The organism is Bradyrhizobium genosp. A (genome assembly GCF_049949275.1).
Lineage (GTDB): Bacteria > Pseudomonadota > Alphaproteobacteria > Rhizobiales > Xanthobacteraceae > Bradyrhizobium.
Genome location: NZ_CP188196.1, coordinates 7,075,681 through 7,094,865, shown reverse-complemented (window position 1 = coordinate 7,094,865; position 19,185 = coordinate 7,075,681). Strand labels below are relative to the sequence as shown.

Annotated in this window: 19 protein-coding genes; 6 read left to right on the top strand and 13 right to left on the bottom strand. The window is 58.6% G+C overall.

Features of this window, described 5'->3' with window-relative positions; all coding sequences use genetic code 11:
* Window positions 1-925 precede the first annotated feature (925 nt).
* Window positions 926-1,360 (top strand): hypothetical protein, encoded by a 435-nt coding sequence (locus ACP2YP_RS33255; RefSeq protein ID WP_426420414.1) that lies wholly within the window; start codon window positions 926-928, stop codon window positions 1,358-1,360.
* On the opposite strand, the gene ACP2YP_RS33250 is transcribed toward ACP2YP_RS33255, so the two are convergent.
* From ACP2YP_RS33250 to ACP2YP_RS33220, 7 genes are all read right to left on the bottom strand, one after another.
* Window positions 1,328-2,350: a HoxN/HupN/NixA family nickel/cobalt transporter gene (locus tag ACP2YP_RS33250; RefSeq protein ID WP_426420413.1), complete on the bottom strand. Its 1,023-nt coding sequence runs from the start codon at window positions 2,348-2,350 to the stop codon at window positions 1,328-1,330. The genes ACP2YP_RS33255 and ACP2YP_RS33250 overlap by 33 nt on opposite strands.
* An 88-nt stretch (window positions 2,351-2,438) precedes the next feature.
* Window positions 2,439-3,383: a GlxA family transcriptional regulator gene (locus ACP2YP_RS33245; RefSeq protein WP_426420412.1), complete on the bottom strand. Its 945-nt coding sequence runs from the start codon at window positions 3,381-3,383 to the stop codon at window positions 2,439-2,441.
* Window positions 3,384-3,793: 410 nt separating this feature from the next.
* Window positions 3,794-4,795, bottom strand: a complete 1,002-nt coding sequence (locus ACP2YP_RS33240) for a GlxA family transcriptional regulator (protein WP_426420411.1) — start codon at window positions 4,793-4,795, stop codon at window positions 3,794-3,796.
* A 529-nt stretch (window positions 4,796-5,324) separates the two neighbouring features.
* Window positions 5,325-5,639, bottom strand: coding sequence for a nitrile hydratase accessory protein (locus ACP2YP_RS33235; protein WP_426420410.1), 315 nt, complete (start codon window positions 5,637-5,639; stop codon window positions 5,325-5,327).
* 3 nt (window positions 5,640-5,642) lie between these two features.
* Complete coding sequence (nthA, locus tag ACP2YP_RS33230; protein WP_426420409.1) at window positions 5,643-6,263, bottom strand: nitrile hydratase subunit alpha; 621 nt, start codon at window positions 6,261-6,263, stop codon at window positions 5,643-5,645.
* 9 nt (window positions 6,264-6,272) lie between these two features.
* On the bottom strand, window positions 6,273-6,995 hold the full coding sequence (gene nthB / locus ACP2YP_RS33225; protein WP_426420408.1) for a nitrile hydratase subunit beta: 723 nt from the start codon (window positions 6,993-6,995) through the stop codon (window positions 6,273-6,275).
* A 132-nt stretch (window positions 6,996-7,127) separates the two neighbouring features.
* The gene (locus ACP2YP_RS33220; RefSeq protein ID WP_426420407.1) at window positions 7,128-8,126 is read right to left on the bottom strand and encodes a CobW family GTP-binding protein; all 999 of its coding nucleotides are present in this window, start codon (window positions 8,124-8,126) and stop codon (window positions 7,128-7,130) included.
* A gap of 185 nt (window positions 8,127-8,311) precedes the next feature.
* Between ACP2YP_RS33220 and ACP2YP_RS33215 the strand changes: the two genes are divergently transcribed.
* Window positions 8,312-9,994, top strand: coding sequence for a methyl-accepting chemotaxis protein (locus ACP2YP_RS33215; protein WP_426420406.1), 1,683 nt, complete (start codon window positions 8,312-8,314; stop codon window positions 9,992-9,994).
* 124 nt (window positions 9,995-10,118) lie between these two features.
* Here ACP2YP_RS33215 and ACP2YP_RS33210 read toward each other — a convergent pair whose 3' ends face one another.
* The gene (locus tag ACP2YP_RS33210) at window positions 10,119-11,477 is read right to left on the bottom strand and encodes a sigma-54 interaction domain-containing protein (protein ID WP_426420405.1); all 1,359 of its coding nucleotides are present in this window, start codon (window positions 11,475-11,477) and stop codon (window positions 10,119-10,121) included.
* Between the two features lie 224 nt (window positions 11,478-11,701).
* On the opposite strand from ACP2YP_RS33210, the gene ACP2YP_RS33205 reads away from it, so the two are divergent.
* From ACP2YP_RS33205 to ACP2YP_RS33195, 3 genes are all read left to right on the top strand, one after another.
* Window positions 11,702-12,538: an alpha/beta fold hydrolase gene (locus ACP2YP_RS33205; RefSeq protein WP_426420404.1), complete on the top strand. Its 837-nt coding sequence runs from the start codon at window positions 11,702-11,704 to the stop codon at window positions 12,536-12,538.
* Window positions 12,539-12,552: 14 nt separating this feature from the next.
* Window positions 12,553-14,175, top strand: a complete 1,623-nt coding sequence (locus ACP2YP_RS33200; protein ID WP_426420403.1) for an MFS transporter — start codon at window positions 12,553-12,555, stop codon at window positions 14,173-14,175.
* A 326-nt stretch (window positions 14,176-14,501) separates the two neighbouring features.
* The gene (locus tag ACP2YP_RS33195) at window positions 14,502-14,678 is read left to right on the top strand and encodes a hypothetical protein (protein WP_426420402.1); all 177 of its coding nucleotides are present in this window, start codon (window positions 14,502-14,504) and stop codon (window positions 14,676-14,678) included.
* Window positions 14,679-14,913: 235 nt separating this feature from the next.
* Here the strand turns inward: ACP2YP_RS33195 and ACP2YP_RS33190 are convergent, their stop codons facing one another.
* From ACP2YP_RS33190 to ACP2YP_RS33180, 3 genes are read right to left on the bottom strand one after another with little or no spacing between them, the layout of a single operon-like run.
* Entirely contained in the window at window positions 14,914-15,354 is a 441-nt protein-coding gene (locus ACP2YP_RS33190) for a DoxX family protein (protein ID WP_426420401.1), read from the bottom strand.
* A 28-nt stretch (window positions 15,355-15,382) separates the two neighbouring features.
* A complete protein-coding gene (locus ACP2YP_RS33185) occupies window positions 15,383-16,207 on the bottom strand; it encodes a DODA-type extradiol aromatic ring-opening family dioxygenase (RefSeq protein WP_426420400.1) in 825 nt (274 codons plus the stop codon).
* Between the two features lie 2 nt (window positions 16,208-16,209).
* Window positions 16,210-16,623, bottom strand: a complete 414-nt coding sequence (locus ACP2YP_RS33180; RefSeq protein ID WP_426420399.1) for a DoxX family protein — start codon at window positions 16,621-16,623, stop codon at window positions 16,210-16,212.
* A gap of 140 nt (window positions 16,624-16,763) precedes the next feature.
* Between ACP2YP_RS33180 and ACP2YP_RS33175 the strand changes: the two genes are divergently transcribed.
* Window positions 16,764-17,651, top strand: coding sequence for a LysR family transcriptional regulator (locus tag ACP2YP_RS33175; protein ID WP_426420398.1), 888 nt, complete (start codon window positions 16,764-16,766; stop codon window positions 17,649-17,651).
* A 178-nt stretch (window positions 17,652-17,829) separates the two neighbouring features.
* Here ACP2YP_RS33175 and ACP2YP_RS33170 read toward each other — a convergent pair whose 3' ends face one another.
* Both ACP2YP_RS33170 and ACP2YP_RS33165 read right to left on the bottom strand, forming a co-directional pair.
* Complete coding sequence (locus tag ACP2YP_RS33170) at window positions 17,830-18,072, bottom strand: hypothetical protein (protein ID WP_426420397.1); 243 nt, start codon at window positions 18,070-18,072, stop codon at window positions 17,830-17,832.
* Window positions 18,065-18,976, bottom strand: a complete 912-nt coding sequence (locus ACP2YP_RS33165; RefSeq protein ID WP_426420396.1) for a LysR family transcriptional regulator — start codon at window positions 18,974-18,976, stop codon at window positions 18,065-18,067. Before ACP2YP_RS33165 ends, ACP2YP_RS33170 begins: the two co-directional genes overlap by 8 nt.
* Window positions 18,977-19,185 lie beyond the last annotated feature (209 nt).

Here is a 19,185-nt window from a genome sequence, read left to right as displayed (position 1 = left end):
CGCAGCGTGGTCCCCGGTTCGATCGTCGCCCGAGAGTGCCGCTCGTCTCGGCGCGATAAGTGTCTTCGTCGGCTCGTTCCCGCTTCTCAACGGCCCTGGTCATCGCGCTCTGCCAGACCATTGGGCTTTTGAAGCATCAGACAGGAAGCGAGCTCGGCTCATTTCCAGAGACTGGATCATCACGGAGCGGTTCGCCCTAGCTGAATTGGAGACACTCTAGCTTGGTCCGATCCAGTTCCGTTCGTCGGAATTGCTTCAGTGGACAAGCTCGGATTTGCATCGCTCGCGCGCCATTTAAAGTGGATGTAGCGGCCGGTTCGGCGGTCCATGGTCAGTCGAGTTCCTATCAGTGATTCGTTTACACTGCCGCCGGCTGATGAAGCCGGCGAGGGGTCATAGTCGGCGAAGCTGACCGCCCGCTGACGGACGTGAGGGGCGTGCGAGCGAGACCGCTTTAGGCGGTCCGCGTTAAGAGTCATGGGAATGCACACTTCCCGCACGAGCGCAGCTGCCGTCTCGGCGGAGAATTGAGGACGCGCGTCCTCTTGCGCGCAAAAATCGTTTCATCGCTCTTGCAGGGAAGTCTCTCGACGGAGCTATCGGCTCCGGCGCGCACCGGTTGGGGTGGAGGTGCCTCGTCGTAAGGTCGGCGAAGTGGTCATCCCGTGGTCCCACGGTCATGAAGGGTTACTGGCGACAATCCGAAGCGACGTTTGCGGCATTGCGCGACGGCTCGATGCATTCGTGACACGCCGGGGTGATGGATCAGACGGCTTTCATCTATATCGTCGACGGCCCAAGGACATGATCGTGACCGGAAGCGAGAATGTCTATTCCGTCGAAGTCGAGAATGCCATTTCACTGATGCCGGAGGTCGCCGAGGTCGCCGCCCATCGGGATACCGGACGATGCCTGGGGCGAAGCCGTGCACGCATATGTCGTGCCGAAGGAAAGTTCAGAGCTGTCGTTGGAGAACGTCCAGGCATTTTGTAGAGCGCATTTCGCAGGCTTCAAATGTCTTCGCAGCGCGGAAATCAGGCGCCAATCGCTGCCGCTCTCAGGTGCCGGAAAAATTCTGAAAGCCGAGCTGAGAAAAGCCATTTTGGTCCGCCAGGGAACATGGGTCAATTGGCCTTGTCCAACCTTTGAATGCCGCGGTGGCAAGGCTGTGGCGGAGGAGACCTGGCGTATCCGTCGAACGACCGAACGATCGGCCATGTCGATTATCGTGACCATCGGGGTGCGCAAATCAACAGCCTGCCCAGAGAGGTCAGGCGCGCGGCTACTGCACGCGTTTCAGCGGTACTGGCGTTACGCGCGATCTTGTCTACTGACCAGGGCTCGGCGCTGGAACACTTGAGGTGGCTTCCAACCGCAAGTTGTCATAACCTTTAAATCGATAGAGCAGGGCCGAGCAGATCCAGCTCGCGATGAAGATCGCAACAATGACATAACCCAGATTATCCATATGGGCGTTCAGACTGCGCACGATGCTCCATAGGCCGTTTTCGAGCCCGAGCTTGTCGCTCACCAAGCCAAGCACCTCGACGGTGCCGATGAACATTGCGACCACCACCGAGATGGACGTCAAGGTCAGGTTGTACCAGAGCTTGCGAGCCGGCTTGGCAAATGCCCAGCCGTAGGCACCGCTCATCAACGCACTGTCCGCGGTGTCCATCAATGTCATCCCAGCCGCAAACAGGAGCGGAAACAAAAGGATCATCCAAAAGGACGTGCCTTGGGCGGCTTCCGTGGCCGATATTCCGAAAAGGCCGATTTCGGTGGCGGTGTCAAAGCCGAGACCGAATATGAAGCCGACAGGAAACATATGCCACGATCGCGTGACGAGGCGGAAGAGCGGACGGAACACGCGATTCAGCGGACCTTGCGTCGACAGAAGCGACTCAAGATGATCGTCTGTGAGTCCGTGGCCGCGTTTTACGCCCGAGAAGGCCGCCCATATTGATCTCAGAATGAAGTAGTTGGCCAACCCGATCGCGAACAAGAAGAATGCCGAAACGCTGGTGCGAATCAGACTGAAGTCGCCGAGTGCGTTGGTAGGCACGGACAAGGCGGTCCCGGAAACTGCGATCGAAGCCAGCATCACGATGCTCGAATGGCCGAGCGCAAAATAGAAGCCGGTAAGGGTCGCCGGCTTTCGATCCTGCATTAATTTGCGCACGACGTTGTCGATCGCGGCGATGTGGTCGGGATCAAAGGCATGTCGCAAGCCAAAGACGTAGGCCAGCAGCGCCGTCCCGAGCAATTCTGGCCTTCCGCCGAAGACCTGCAGGGTCCATACCCAGATCGCAATGTTGCCAATGATCAAGGCGGAGAAGTTCGCGACCATCCCGACCTTCGATCGCGACCACTGAGGAATAAACATCACCGCCGCACCATCATCACTATACTTCCTCGCACTTCGTTGCAGGGGTTGTCTAGACGATCTCCATTGGAAAGTCAGAATCGGCCGCGGATTTGACGATTGTTTGGCGATACTCCGCAGGCGGAGCTTGGAAGGCGCGCACGAACGCGCGACGCATGTTTGCCGGGCTGCCGAACCCAACCCGATGGGCAATTTGCCGGATGGACAGCGGTGTCGTCTCCAGCATGATTCGGGCGGCCTCAACCCGGACCTTTTCGACAAATCGAGCAGGAGTGGTCGTCAGTTCGTCGATGAATGCACGGCTGAAATTTCGCGGGCTCATCGCCGCGCGCTCGGCGAGTGCATCGACCGACAAATCAGCATTCAGATTGCCCAGCGCCCAATCCATCACCTCGCTGATCTGCGTATTTCGGATCGACTGCGCCTTGAGGAATTCACTGACTTGAGGCTGATTGCCTGGCCGCCGCAAAAAGACGACCAGCATCCTGGCTACGTCCAGAAATGTAGCCTGTCCACAGTCGTTTTCAATCAGATACAGGCAGAGATCAATCCCGGCCACCCCACCGACAGCCGTATAATAGGGACCGTCACGTACGAAGAGCTGATCCGGCTCTATGCGAATGCGGGGAAACATGGCCGTAAATTGCAGGGCATGGTCGTGAAGCGTGGCAATCCGCCGTCCGTCGAGAAGGCCAACTGATGCAAGGAGGAACGTTCCAGTGCAGGTTGCGCAGATCCGGCGCGCAGATCGCGCCGTTCGCGTCAGCCAATCGATCAGGAGCCTGTCGCTTCCGGTCGCTCGAAATTCGTGGCCGCCGGCAATCAAGATGGTGTCGTAGACGGTATCAAGGCCAGGTCCGATGATCTTGTCGGGGAGGAGGCGTACTCCGGCGCAGCCCATGATTGGACCGGGAGTTGCGCCGATCAGATCGATTTTGTACCGGACTGAAGTCGCCGTCGACCGGCTCGCTGCGTTGAAAGCATCGATCGGCCCCATGAAGTCGATCGCCTTGGACCCGTCGAGGACGACGATCCCTACGCTAACAGTATGTTCGGGATCTCCACCAATTCCACTGAATGGGCGAGAGGAGGGAGCGCTAACGTGCGCCATTGAAAGAAGCCTCAATCCTGCGATGTCAGATTGTTGGTGCACGCGTGAGGCTTGGTGTTGCCGGCTCGCGCGCCCGCCAGTTCACGATCAGACAAAGCTGCTCGATTCAATGTAACGTATCTGGCGGCGGCGTTTCGGCCAAAGTTACGTCAGCATCGGCCATCTACGCGCAGTGTCTCCGTCCAGAGCGGGGGCTATGATGGGAATGGCGGGCTTGTAGACGCAAGCATGAACCCGCCGCGCCTGAGTTCTTCGCGCAGCGCTCCCGCCTCAGGCAGAAACGAGTCGAGCCCTGTTCATTGCCTGTTGGCTGCCGGATAGTTGGCAGGGGTATTACCCGTGCCGGCCCAAGCGCTTCGAAACCGAAGCCGGTATTCACCAGGACCAATGCCCAGATTTCGGACGAAAACGCGCCTCATGCCATCGGCATTGCCAAAGCCACAGCGTGTGGCGATCTGCTGGAGCGATCGTCCGGAATCTTCGAGGAGCAATCGTGCTGCGTCCAGTCGTGCCGCGTCCACAAATTCAGCCGGCGTCATGTTCATTTCCTGGCGAAACACACGCGCGAAATTCCGAACGCTCATGCCAGCTTGTTCGGCCAGATTTTCGACCGAAAGCTGCACGGCAAGGTTATCGAGAACGTATTGTTGAACCTGCTGAATTTTGGTTTTGCCAGACATTTGCGCAGCAAGATGGGCGCTAAACTGCGATTGTCCGCCAGGGCGCTTTAGGAACATGACCATGTAGCGCGCCACAGTCAGAGCCAACTCTCGTCCATAGTCTTCCTCGACCAGAGCAAGCGCCAGGTCCATCCCCGCGGTAACGCCTGCAGTGGTGCAGAGATTGCCGTCTCTGATAAAGATCTGATCGGAATCGACACTCAGATTGGGATAATCATTCCGCAAACGCGCGGCGCATTCCCAGTGGGTTGTTACACGCTTGCCGTCGAGTAAGCCGGCAGCCGCGAGCAAGAAGACGCCCGTACAGACCGATCCGAGACGGCGGACCGATCCGGCTCGCCGACGCAGCCATTGCACTAGCGCGGGGTCTATCGTCGAAAATGACGGATCACCACCGACCAAAAGCGTGTCGATCGGCTCGTCAGGTTCAAAAATGTGCCGATCAGCGACAAAGCGCAGTCCGCCCGTCCCCAAAATGGGATCCGCAGATCCGGCCATAACCTGCACGCTGTAGGCACTGGGATCTCCAAGCCGCCTGGCTGCCTCCCAGAACACTTCAGCGGGGCCGACAATGTCTAGAGACTGAACGCCGGGAGGCGCGAGCAACGCGATGCGCATTGGTAATCCTCGTTGGGTCCAACTCGATGCAAGTTTTGTTCCGCACCTCGTGCATGACGCGTCACTTTCGGCCAAATTACCGCGAGATTCGGACTCCTGCACGGGATTAAGATCTTCGGCTTGCGAAAGACTGCAGTAAATCCGGGGTAGGATGATCGCCGGCGGTCTTCCTTACGGATGCCGCTCACGCCAATATGGCTGCGGACTGGGTCTGGCCCTATCAGAGATCGCTCGGCGGAGATCGCGTGTCTCCGGCATGTGGTGCCGACGCAACAAGCGACCGGCCTCCTGCGCGTGCATCTAGCTCATATCACATCGAATTATCGCGTCGCAGGTATGCAGAGGCTGTCGCGACCGGCAACGGACCGATGCAAGCGTCTCGGATCACCGGTATGAGCAAAGAGATCGAACAAATTCATACAGATTGGGCAGCTTACCATGGAGATCGCGCTAACCGGTTCCGATGTTCTCGGCCCAAAAATGCCTTGCTGACCAGAATGCGGTCGACCATCTGATGCAGGAATGCCTATCAAGACCTCTCTGCTGATGGATCGACGCGGCCGGATCGCTCGACCATTCGCTCCAGGACAGTGAGCCAGATTTCATAGTAATTCCAACTCGGGTCGGTCCTTTCGTGGGTAGCCTCCCAAGCAGCAATCGTCGATATCAGCTCCGAACGGAAGTCATCCCATTCAAACACGCCCTCTTTGGAAAGCGCCAACGCCATACCAAATACCTGGCGCTGCCAAGGCGCGCCGAAGCATAAGCTGCCGTTGTCCTTGGGTGGCATGTCGGATTTCCCCAGCATGCTCCCCAACGCGAAATGCTCGAAATTCGTCTGCATCCCTCAACCACCTGGCGATTTGACAACGGCGACGCCCATCATCGACTCGGGCGTGACCAGAGCCGCTAATTGCTCTTCGCTCAAGCCATCGGTTCCCGCCGGTCGTTCAGGTACAACGAACCAGCGGATCTGGGCGCTGCTGTCCCAGGCTTGGATTTCCTTGTCTGGATCTATATGCAGGCCAAATTCGCTCAGCACCTTTCGTGGCTCGCGCGCAGCTCGTGCGCGGAAGGAAGGGTCCTTGTACCAGTAGGGCGGGAGACCAAGAAGCGGCCAAGGATAGCAGGAACAGAGCGTGCAGATGACGAGGTTGTGCACCTCCGGCGTGTTGAGGGCGGCTCGTATATGCTCGCCCTCCGCCCCGGCCCCCTTGGTGACGAAGTTCATCTTTGCGACAGCAGCCATGGTGTCTTCCGCTACAAGGGCCTTGAAAGCAGGATCAACCCAGGCCTTCGCAACGAGTCTGGCGCCATTGAACGGGCCCATTTCGGTTGCGAAGATCGCCATGATCTTGTCGACGGTCTCGCTGGTGATGATGCCCTTCTCGATGAGAAGAGCCTCCAGCGCGCGTGCGCGTGCTGCATTCACGATCTCGCGGTCCGCGGGATACTCGAAACGTTGCATGCTGGCTCCTCAGGATGCGTTAGCTGGCTCGAGATAGGCTTCGAACAGATCTGCATAGAAGGTGAAATTGCTCTCGGTATTGCCCGGCCAGAGGACTCCGGGATCGAACCTGACGCAGTAAACGGGCATCGCTGCGCCGATTCCATCAGGCCCGGTGTCGCAAAGGTAAGCGTAAGCATCGGGGTAAACGCCGTCGATGACGCCTGCCTTGTTGCGCAAATGGCCAGGCAGGCGAGTGTGGTCGACCGATTTCGGGTCGGCCACCCGAATAGCATCCCCGGCGGCGAACCGCGGTTCAGCCGACCGCTCGCGCTTTGGGTCGTCCCCAATCAGTAGATATTGTTTTACCCGGGCATCCACTGCAGGGTCTCCACCCTTTGGCAGTGCGGGGGGCGAGGCCAGGAACGCCTTCGTGCGCGCGTCGAGTTCGGCCTGCGTAATGTAACCGTTGGCGACGAAATAGCCCGAGATTCCGCCGAGCCACTTCTCATAGTAGCGAAACTTGAAGTAATCGAACGGGTTCATTGCTTCTGCGCCTTTGCGCAGGTCCGCCCATGTCCATTCGGTGTTGAATGTACTTGGCGTTTGCTCAAGGTCGAGCTGCGGGCTCAGCGCCATCATCGCGGTGTGGATTCCGAAGATTCGTTCTTCCCAGGGTTCCACAAACACGCGTGTTTCGAGCGGAGCCGGATCGAGGCCCTCAAGGCCTCCGAGATAGTGTTGTAGCTTCATGCGAGAGCCACTTTCATTCAGGTTGAGCCCACCCCGGTGCGCAGCCGGAGCGGCGGCGGATAGAACAGCAAATCGACCATGTCTCCGATGCCCAGGAAATGGCAGCGGGGGATACCTGACTGCCGATCCGCCTTAAGCAACGAGACTCGCATCTGGTTGAGTCAGCTCGGCGATCTCGTTACGAATTCGAGCCGGATCGAGTCCTTTTCCGATGAAGACGATCGCGCTGGTGCGGGGCTCCGTAGCGGCCCATGCGCGACCTGGCCGGCCTTCGAGCGTCATATGGACGCCGTGAAACACCCAACGCCGCGCTTCGCCCGCGAGCGAAAGAATGCCCTTGGTACGCAGGAGGGCTGCGCCGTTACTTTGAACGAAAGCATTCAACCATCGGAAGAACCTCGGTCCGTCCAGAGGATGCTCTTCGCGGATTTCCACGCTGGCAACGGCTAGATCGTGCTCATGCTCGAGGTTCGAAAGCAGTTGCGGCTCGATGGTCAAGCAGTTCCTCAAGTCGAAGGCCTTAACGTCGACAATCGAAGCCACATTCACCCGACCCTCGGTCGGCCTGATCACGCGAACCATCGGATTGATGGCTCGGATGGTCGCCTCGCATTTGGCGGAACCCTCTTCGCCAACGACGTCCAACTTGCTGATCACCGCGATGTCAGCAAAGGCGATCTGCTCTGCCGCGACGTTCTCGCCGGAGCTTTGGTCAGCAAGCCATCGGTCAATATGCGCAGCGTCCACCACTGTCACGACCGCATCGAGTATGGTCGTTGCAGAGAGCACTTCGTCGACAATGAAGCTTTGTATGATGGGGGCGGGGTCGGCCAGGCCTGTGGTCTCGATCACGATCCGGCTGATCGGTCTCGTTCCGGAGAAAAGATTGGTAATCGTCGAAACGAGATCCGTGCGTACCGTGCAGCAGATACAGCCGTTGTTGATCTGAAGGATCGTTTCGTCGACACCCACAACCAACTCGGCGTCGATGCTGATGGCTCCGAACTCATTCACGATGACAGCGGAATTCGCCATCAGATCGCTTTCAAGAAGTTGATTCAGCAGCGTCGTCTTGCCCGATCCCAGAAAGCCAGTCAGGACAGTGACTGGAATTTTGTGTGATGGTGCCATTAAATTCGCGCTTGCTCCGCCGTTCCATGGACGAGGCTAGTTCGGGCGGCCACAGGGCGCAAGTTTGGCCGGCGTGCAAATCCTGCCAAAGAGGCTCAACTTCATGCAGCTACTGCGATGTTTAAGCCTACGGTAACAGGCTCGGGACAGGTTACAGATCATTTTGCTCATTGTGAGAGAACCCTATGTCCCATGGCGGCTTGAGATCGAAATTCATCGTCATTATCGCCCTCGCCCTCACGGGCATGATCGTTCTGGTCCCGATTGCGCTATATACTATACGCAACCAGATGATGCTGGATCGACAGGCCAAGATCCAGCAGATGGTCGACATCGGACATGGCATCCTGGCGCACTATCAGAAGCTTCAAAGCGATGGAAAGCTTGGCCGCGAGCAGGCCCAGGCCGCCGCGATCGCCGAGATCAAGGAGTTGCGCTACGACAAGGTTGAGTTCTTCTGGATCAACGACATGGCTCCCAACATGATTATGAGCCCAGCCAAACCTGAGCTCGACGGCAAGCCGGTCGGAGAACTGAAGGATCCAGCTGGCAACTACCTGTTTCGGGGCTTTGTCGACGTCGTACAAAAGCAGGGTGCCGGCTTCCACAGCTACCTGTGGCCTAAGATGGGCTTCGATCAGCCCGTCCGCAAACTCTCCTATGTAAGAGGTTTTGCGCCCTGGGGCTGGATCATTGGGACCGGAATCTATCTCGACGATGTCGATGCAATCTTTGGGAAGATCGCATGGACCTTCGCTTGGATCTGCGTTGCCATCTTCGTTCTCGTATCGGCAGTTTCCCTGGCAATCAGCCGCACCGTGACACGGTCACTCATCACGATCACCGCGCTTACCGAAAGGCTTGCTGCGGGTGAAGACAATTTCGAAGTGCCATACACAGGCCGCCGCGATGAAGTCGGGAGCCTGGCGCGCGCTCTGAGTGTATTCAAGGAGAATACGGCCGCTGTCCGCAGGCTGCATACCGAGCAGCAGCAGCTCAAGCAAAAAGCTGACGAAGACAGGCGTAGGATCATGCTCGAACTCGCGGGCAAGTTCGAGGCAAGCGTCGAAAGAGTTGTGCGCGAGGTCTTCGATGAGGCAAGCGAAGTGCAGCACGCCGCCCAGGGTATGGCGGCGAGCGCTAATCACGCCAGCGGCCGGGCAAACTCTGTCTCGGAAGCGTGCCATCAAGCGTCCGAGAACGTACAGATGGTCGCCACTGCCGCCGGCCAACTGTCGGCCTCGATCAACGAGATAAGCCACCGTGTGACCCAGGCGGCCCAAATTGCCGACAAGGCCGCCAATGATGGACAGCGCGCCAATACAACAGTGCAGGGGCTCGCCGCGGCAGCCAGCAAGATCGGGGAGGTCATTGGGCTGATCAACCAGATTGCCGCGCAGACCAACCTGCTCGCGCTCAACGCGACGATCGAGGCCGCGCGCGCCGGTGATGCTGGCAAGGGCTTCGCCGTCGTTGCGGCAGAGGTGAAGTCGCTCGCGACGCAGACTGCCAAGGCGACCGACGAAATAGTTGCGCAAATCTCGTCAATACAAAGCGAGACATCGTCGGTCGTCGGCAACATTCAGAACATCCTCGCCACTGTCACCGAGGTCAACGAGATCTCGTCTTCCATTGCTTCGGCTGTCGAGGAGCAGGGCGTCGCAACGCAGTCCATCGCGCACAGCGTGCGGGACGCCGCATCTGGCACCAATCGGGTTTCGGAGAACATCTCCGAGGTCAATACTGCCACCCTGGCGACCGGGAAGGCGGCGGGCACCGTACTTTCTTCCAGCGTACGGCTCAGCGATAAGTTGCGCCTGTTGCAGGAAGAGCTCAGCAGTTTTGTTGCGGGGGTCAGGGCAGCATAAAGGGAGATCAGTTTCATGGAAAACGAGCGTCCGCTTGCTGCTGCCATCGGGGCCCGGCTCAGGGTCTGGTCCTCGGCGGCCGAGCTTGAGGCGGGCTGCTCTGGCGACGTGCCATCCCCGCGACTCATTGGGATGAGAAGCCCGGCTCGTTGATGAGCCGATATAGGTGCGCGCGGCTAATGCCAAGGAGCTCGGCTGCACGACGCTTGTTGCCGCCCGACTGTGCCAAAGCAGCCCGAACTTCAGTGGCCGTTTGCGACTGGATCCGCTGCTTGAGGAGTCGCGGCGGCTCTGGGCCTTGCTGTTCAGATGGTGGATGTTCGGGCAACATCATCAGCCGACCGGTCACGACGAACCGCGTGAGTACGTTTTCCAGCTCTCGAACGTTGCCCGGCCACCGATAAGCGACGAGCGACATCACCTCTTTTCGGGTCAAATCACGCGTTACCGTTTCCAATCGGTCCGCGATCCGGGTCAGCAATTGTCGCGCAAGATATTCGATGTCGGTCCGGTCACGAAGAGGAGGCACGTCGATCGGCAGCACACCGAGGCGATAGTAGAGGTCCTGCCTGAAACGGCCGGCTCGGGCCAAGTCAAAGAGCGATTGATTGGTTGCGCAAACGATACGTGTGTTGACCGCCACCGGCGCTGTGCCGCCCACCCGCACCATTTCACTTGTCTGAAGAACCCTGAGCAGGCTGCCCTGCAGGTGCAGCGGCATATCTCCAATTTCATCCAGGAATAGCGTGCCACCGGAAGCCAGCTCAAATTTCCCTAGTTTTCCGCGGTTGCGCGCCCCCGTGAATGCGCCGCCTTCGTATCCGAACAATTCGGCTTCGATCAATTCGCCCGGTATTGAAGCGCAATTGATCCAAACGAAAGGCCCATCGGCCCGGCTGGACTGGGCGTGGATCGCATGTGCCGCCAGCTCCTTGCCGGAGCCGGTTTCGCCAGAGATCAACACCGGAAGATCATGCCCGGCAACGACCTCAAGCGATTCTCGATATGAATGAAGCACCGGACCTTCGCCGATGATATCGCTCATGTTGAACCGGGTGCGCCAAGGCTTGTTTGCTTGAGGGATCGCCAGTTCGGCTTGCGTTATCCTGCGAAAGGTCTTCTTCAAAGTGGCAAGATCGGAGAAAAGTGCCAATCCGACTGCACCAATGATGCGGCCATTCTGAACCACCGGCACCTGCCGCGTAATAAGTTGGTGTCCACGCACCTTCAACGGATAGCCCACATGGCTCCCTTCGCCACGTGCAACGAGATGAAGTTTCGTTTGCGGACCCACCACGTCGGTAATATGCCGTCCGACGAACTCCTCGGCTTCCCCGCCCAAGAGCCTGCAATAAGGTTGGTTGATCAGTACGATCGTGCCGGACGTATCCACCGCGACGAGGCAGTCCGATACATGATCGAGGACGAGCTTCAGGAAGCCTGCTTCTTCTGACGATCCGGCAATCAATTGCGAAAGGACCATTGAGGAGACCTGGCTTTCCGGGTGTCACCCTGGCGTGACAGTCATGTCACGGAATTGATACACTAGCCCCGCTATCGATAAGCGTCAATCGAGGCGCCCGCTTGGGGCCTGCGAGGATTTAGATTGCAATACCATGATCTTAGGCTGCAGTACGGCGCCAGAACCCGAAATGGCACGACACTTGCGAACCTCCTGTTTGGACATAGACATCGGGGAGGAGTGCAATGACAGAAATCAGAACCATCACAATCGGGGATACCGTCGTGCAGGTGTCGGGAGCAGGAACGCCGCTGGTGTTTGTGCATGGCTTCACGACCACAGCGGAGTTCTGGTGCGAACAGGTGGAGGCGTTCTCAACCCGTCACCAGACCATTCGTATCAATCTGCCTGGACATGGACGTTCGCCGCGTCCGACGGATCGAAGCTATACGATCGAGGCCTTCGTCGAAGACGTGCTCGGAGTCTATCGTGCCTTGTCGATCGATTCGGCCGTTCTTGTCGGCCTTTCGATGGGGGGGACCGTGGCCCAAAGCTTCACGCTCGCCTATCCTGAGCGTGTGAGAGCGCTGGTGCTTGTCGGGGCCACGCCACACGGGTTGGGCGCAGATGTCAACGTCGATAACGTGCTCAAAGCCATTGACGACGTGGGCGTGGTCATCGCGAGTCAGAACGTGATCGAACGATCGTTCGGCTCTGCCGCAAGTCCTGGACTGGTCGAATTCGCCAAGAACGAAGTCGCAGAGACGCCCGCCTTCGTGGCTCGCCAAGCAATCGTCTCGCTAAACGTGTCGGACACCCGTGCAAGGCTTGGCGAGATCCGCGTGCCGACGCTGGTCGTGGTGGGCGAAGAAGACATCATCACTCCACCGAACGAATCGCAAACCTTGGCGGATGGCATTCCCAACAGTCAGCTGTACAGCATTCCATGGGCAGGGCATTTCCCAATGCTTGAGCGACCGGATGTCTTCAATCGCTTGTTGGGCGAATTTCTTCTGCGGCAGGGGATGCTCCCGCCACGGCTAACCGAAAATGCAACGTCTCGCGTGCATCAAAGCGTTTGATGCGGGAGGATCAGATGTCCGTTCAAGCTATCGAACCAGGAACTAGCTTCGCTTCCGATCATCTCGATCGCGACACCAAACGCATTGTCTTCGCGGCCGCCCTGGGTACCGTTTTCGAGTGGTATGATTTCTTTGTCTACGGTTCTTTGGCCGCGTTTTTCAGCACGCTGTTTTTTCCGAAGGGCAATGAAACAGCGGCATTGTTAGCCGCGTTGGCGACGTTCGGGGCAGGCTTCGTCCTTCGCCCCTTTGGCGCCGTCGTGTTCGGGCGTCTTGGCGATCTCGTGGGCCGCAAGAGAACGTTCCTTGTCACCATGCTCGTGATGGGGCTTGCCACCTCAGCCGTAGGCCTGTTGCCCACGTTCGAGACGTTCGGCTGGTGGGCTCCGACCATTTTGGTGGGCTTACGCCTGCTTCAAGGCCTCGCCGTCGGCGGCGAGTTCGGAGGCGCCGTCACCTATGTCGCCGAGCACTCCGATGCCGACAAGAGAGGCTTTACGACAAGCTGGATCCAGATTACGGCCACGCTCGGTCTTCTGCTCTCGCTGGTTGTGATCATTCTCTGCCGTTCTTCCATGTCAGCGGAGAATTTTGCAAGTTGGGGCTGGCGTATTCCGTTCATCGGATCAATCGCTCTTCTGGTTCTCTCGCTGTACATGCGACTCAAGCTTCACGAGTCGCCGGTGTTCCAGCGGATGAAGGCAGAAGGCAAAGGCTCCAAGAATCCGATCAGCGATACATTCGGGGATCGGCGTAACCTGCGACTGGTGCTGGTTGCGATCTTCGGAGTTGTAGCTGGTCAGGCGGTGATCTGGTACACCGGTCATTTCTACAGCCTGTACTTCATGACCACCACACTGAAGATGAGCCAGGAACAGGCCAACTTCTATCTGCTGGTCGCGCTCGTTCTAGGAACGCCGTTCTTTCTGTTCTTTGGATGGCTCTCCGACAAGGTTGGGCGCAAGTGGATCGTTGTGACCGGATGCGCATTATCTGCCCTGCTGATCATGCCGCTGTTCCAGGGCTTGGCAACCTACGGCAATCCCGCGCTCGCCGAATTTCGTTCCAAGACCTCGGTCGTGATTCACGGAAACGACTGCAGCGAGGATCAATCGTTGATTGGTCAGCTTTTCCGACCTCAGGCAACGAAGGAGTGCACTCGCGTCAAGTCATTCCTGACCGCACATGCAGTTCCTTACGTCGTCGAAAGCGATGGGACCTCTGTCACTGTTCAAATCGGTAAAGATGCCGCTATGGCCTTCGATGAAGCCAAGCTCGTGACAGCGTTGACCGAGAGAGGTCTGCCGGCGGCCAAGGCGGCCGCGCAGCCCAACGGTCCCATGGTGGTCGCCATACTCTTCGCGTTGGTGTTTCTGGCGACCATGGTCTATGGGCCGCTTGGAGCTCTCTTGGTTGAGCTGTTTCCGGTCCGGATCCGATACAGCGGCGTTTCTGTTGCCTTGCAGCTCGGCAACGGATGGATCGGCGGCTTCGCGCCGTTCGTCGCAACAGCAGTCGTCATCGCGACCGGAAATATTTTCGGAGGGCTTTGGTACACTGTCGCGATCGCCGGGTTGACCGCTGTTGTCGGGGCGCTGCTGCTCCCGGAAACGCGTGGCCACGACATCACGAGCTGATCGCACGACAAATGAGGACCGTGACGCCGAAACCTTCGGCGTCACGGTCCCGCAGCGATGTTAAGGTCTCGCATAGAGCGGTCTTCTCGGTGCCCGCAAGCTGGTCGCAGCAAGGACGAGTTTTCCTCCTCGGCGCGATGCCGCTCATGTCATGCCCCCCCTTTGGGACGCCCCCAAGTAGAAGCAATCATCCGCTCAGGCGTTTTTCGACAGGCATGCGGTACATGCCAAAACCGTGGCTGGAGAGGGGCTTCTTGTCCGTCGCGACAAGGGCAGCACTGGACTTGTCGGCCGCACACTTCCCCGTCTCAATTTGATTCTAGGTGATGGCACGGTTCGAACTGTCGATGATATTTCGGGCCATGATTTCCAGCTGGTGGGAATTTGCGGGCGGTGGGAAATCGCTGCGCGAGCTGTTGGTCCATCCGCTCGCTCAGCAACAGCGCTGGCGTGCCATCGCGATTAAACTCGAGCAGTGCAAATTGCGCGCAAGAAGGAGTTGAACTTGCGCGGATTGTTGGAGACGACATGCAACGAATGTTTGCGGCCTAACGCGGACACGTGATCCTGGTACGGCCTGACAGATATGTGGCGCTGGCAGGCGACCGTGAGGCGACCGGGGCCGATATGGGTATTCTCTGGCAAGAATTGGGAAGAGCCGGGCGAGCGCCGTGAGGCCAAGCCGTCTCGCGAGACGGCCTCCGCTACGTCCGGCAGTGGTTTTGCGTGCTGGCGGGTTCAGTATGTTGTTTGACGAGGCGCAATTGGTGCCTTCTTGCTCCGTCCCCAGAAAATGAACACAGACAGGGCAAGAAGGACGAGGTTGAGCGGCACGGCAGCTGCCTCGCCACGTGAAAGATGGAAAATAATCGCCACGATCTGCAGCAAGACACATCCCAGCGCAGCTAGCACCGTGAGGCCGGGGCGGATCCGGGTCACAGCGGGGACTAGCACGCCAATGCCGCCGGCAACATCCAGAACGCCGGTAAAATGCAAGAACCAACTCGCAACTTGGCCCGGCCAGACCCACATCTCGGCGAGCCTGTCGATTGGCATGAATAGCTTCATGCTTCCGAACAAGGTGAAGAGTATAAAGACGATAAGCTGGGCGGCCCAAAGCCCGATCTTGAGCGGTGTGCCGGGCGCCGGGCCTGATGAGGCGGTCGAGGTTGTCGTCATGTCGGATCTCCAGAGAATGTTGCGGCTTTCACGTCATTGGGATGCTAGAATCGCCGAAGCGGAAGCTCGATAAAGCCCAACTCCCCAGGAAGTCCGGCTCGTGGTAGACCAGACTTGCGGGCTCACCTTCGGCCGCGCCGAGCGCCACCATCAGCGGGATCAGATGATCCTCCCGGGGGTGTGCAATGCGCGCGTTCGGCGCATCCAACCAGTTAACGAGGTTCCGGCTGCGTTCGGCGCTTGAGGTTCGAAGCAGCGTCTGCTGCAGCCAATCATCGAAGCGGCGAGACGGCTCGATCGCCTCCGGACCCCTCAAGCCGAGATTATGAAAGCTCGAGCCGCTACCGATGATTACGACACCCTCGTCGCGGAGCGGAGCGAGCAGGCGCCCAACGGAAAGATGCGCATGTGGATCGAGGTCTTCTTTGATAGACAACTGGACGATCGGCAATTCGCCATTGGGACAGAGCGGCTTCATCAGGCTGAACGTTCCGTGATCGAAACCACGCTCCGTATCGCTGTCGCACACCAACCCTCCCGCCCGCAGCATGGCGCTTAGCCGCATTGCAAGCTCGGGTGAACCGGGCGCGTCATACCTGATGTGGTAGAGGTGTTCGGGGAAGCCGTAGTAGTCGAACACCATTGCGGGGAAGGCTCCTGAAGAGACGGCAAATTCTGCCGTCTCCCAGTGTCCCGAGACCACCAGGACCGCCCGCACGGCATCGCCCCATTGTGGCCGGATCGCAAGCAGTGAAGCCTCAAGCTTCTCGAACCGGCGGCGCATGCCGCCTTCCGTGTACGGCCACGGGCCGCCGCCGTGCGACAGGTAGTAAGTGGAAAGGCGCCTCGGCATGGTCATGCTCTTGCGAGGTGCTGCCGCGAGGCTGGCAAGTAAGCATCGACACTCAGGGCGCCAGCCCCCGTAAACACGAAGTACAGGAAGACAAAGCAGAAGAGGATGGCGGCGTCCCCCTGGTTGATTGCGGGCCAAAAGCTCTGCGGTGCATGGAATATGAAATAGGCGGCCGCCATCTCCCCGGAGCAGATGAATGCAGCGGCCCGGGTGAACAGTCCGACCGCAATCAGCGCACCGCCCACGACCTCGATGAGCGCGGCGGCGAGCATGATGCCCGGCAGGGGGGCCGGCAGCCCCGGAATTGCGGTCGGGAAGGCAACAAGTTTCATCAGGCCGTGCTCGACGAACAGCAAGGCGGCAATGATCCTCACGACGGCAAGCACGCGCGGGGACCAGGCTTCGAAATCAATCATCGGCTTTTCTCTCGGCTGGCTGGAAGCGATGATTTGAGGGTTTCTCTCCGATTGATCATGGGGGATATCATTGAAGCATCATTTCCTGATAGTTGATGATGGAGGGGCCTGTTAGTTAGCCGGGTCTGTGAGAAAGTCCGATGGATACACTTATGAACATCAGGGTGTTCTGCGCCGTCTCGGAGCTGAAAAGCTTCACTGCGGCGGCTGAGCGCCTCGGCATGTCGCCTGCTATGGCAAGCAAGCATGTGATGCATCTCGAGGCGCGCCTTGCGGTGCGCCTGCTCAATCGCACGAGCCGACATGTCAGCCTGACCGAAACCGGTGCCCTCTACTTCGAACAGGCTCGGCAGATGCTGGACGGGCTGGACGAATTGGAGGCAGGCATCAGTCGGACTGCTGTTGCTCCAAGAGGGCGTTTGCGTTTGACGGCGCCCGTGTGGATGGCGAATCCACTCTTCGCAGGACTGCTGGCCGATTATCGCGCGAGCCATCCTGATGTGATGCTGGATGTCGAGCTCAGTGGCAGGCTCGTCAACCTGGTCGAGGAAGGGTTCGATCTCGCGCTTCGTGTAACCGCCTCTCCTGATCCTGGCTTGATCGCGCGGACGATCGCAGATGCGCCGTTCTTCCTCGTCGCCTCGCGCAGGTTTCTCGACGGCCGAGGGCGTCCCAGTTCGTTTGATGATCTGCAGGGCGCGCCGCTCCTCGCCTACAGCCTCGTGCATGCCGACGGTGTGGTGAGGCAGGACTCCGAGCAAGGGCGCAGGGCGATCAGATTCACCCCTGTCTTGCAAAGCAGCAACGAAACGCTGATGCACCACGCTTGTCTTGAGGGCATGGGCTTCGCGTTCCTTCCGAAATGGCTTGTTGCTGATGATCTCGCCGCCGGTCGGCTGGAACGCGTGTTGCCCGACAGGCTGTTTTTTGCGGGCCGCCTGCTCGCGGTCTACCCCACGCGCAAATACCTCACAGCCAAGGTGCGCAGTTTTCTGGACTTCATCGCGCGCGATCCGCGATTGAAGTAGGGCCGGGTTTAAAACCGCCCAGCACCAAAATCGGGCCGCTCATGCTCATTCCGCGCGAACACCTCTCAGTCTGGCCCGCCTATTTGCGAATTGACTATTGCGACCGCACAAGGTTCGGCGGCCGGCTTAAATGTCTGACAAACAGCCGATCACAGATTTGTTCCACCATCGCTGGCGTTCAATGTTTCAGCACGGCCTTGCCCTGGATGCCGGCGGCGACCACCCTTCTTGCCGCGCCGATCTCATTCAACTGGAAAGTTCTCGTGATCGGGATCGTCAATACACCTCCTGATGCGGCATCGGCGATGGCCTCGAGCGTGCTCGCGTCGTTACGGTGATAGAGTTGGTGGATGGTCACGCGATTGTCCGCGTTCGCGCCTTCGTGTCGGCACGACGAAAAGAAATCCTTCGCGTTAGTCACACGCCATCTTAGATGCCGCTCGCTCGAAGATGTCCCGCATCCAAGTGATACCGGGGTCGCGGCTGCGGTACTGATGCCACTGCATCTGCTGTTCGAACCGCTCCAACGGGAATGGAATCTCCAGAACCGTAATGGGGAGGTGGCGCGCCCAGAGTTGCGCCGTACGGCGATGAACGACCGCAATGCGGTCGGTCCCGACGACCAGGTGGGGCACGGAGGAAAACGCGAACGTCGAGACTTCCGTGCGTCGCGCGATTTCCAGTTGATCCAGCAGGACGGAATCGAGAGCGCCCGCAGTCGGCGAGGAAAGATATCGCACGTGACCCGCCGCGACGAAAGCCCTTCGGGTCAGCGGTCCTTTGCCGTATTTGCCGCGCCGCCATGCCACGCAGCAATAATCGTCTTCGAAAAGCTTGACCGAAGGATGTTCCGGTGAACAAACAACGCGGGGCGCGATCAGAAGATCGGCCTCACCCCGCTCGATCATGACATTGGGCTTCTCGGTCAGCCGCAAAAATCGAAAGCGGATGTGATCGGCAAAGGACGCTGTGAGCTGAAGTACCGGCGGAATGATTGTATGTAGCGAATAGTCTGAGACGAGGAGCCGAAATTCTCGACTCGCGACCTTCGGATCGAAAGCCGGCTTGGTGGCCAATGCCGCCTCAATGCGCGTCAGCACGTCGGCAATTTCCGTGCGCAACGTTTCCGCACGCACTGTCAACTCCATTTTTTGGCCGACGCGAACGAGCAACGGATCGTCAAAATATTGCCGCAGCCGACCGAGCGCGCTGCTCATCGCCGATTGGCTGAGGTTCATGCGCTCTGCCGTCCCACTGATGGATTTTGTGACGATCAAGTGGTTAAGAGCCACGAGGAGGTTGAGATCGAGCTTGTTGAATCGCAACTGCAGCTCCGAATTTATAGATTTGCTGAATAGAGGGGATTTAAACTATCCATTAACTTGATGAATTGCCAGATCGTATGCTGGTCGCGCCGCGAAAGATCAGCCCTCGTCAGCAACGGGGGTGAGTTGGGGGCGTCCGAAAAAAGACAATAGTGGAGGACGACCGTGAAAATTATTGGCCCCAATGAGCTCGTGTTCGGTGTTGATAG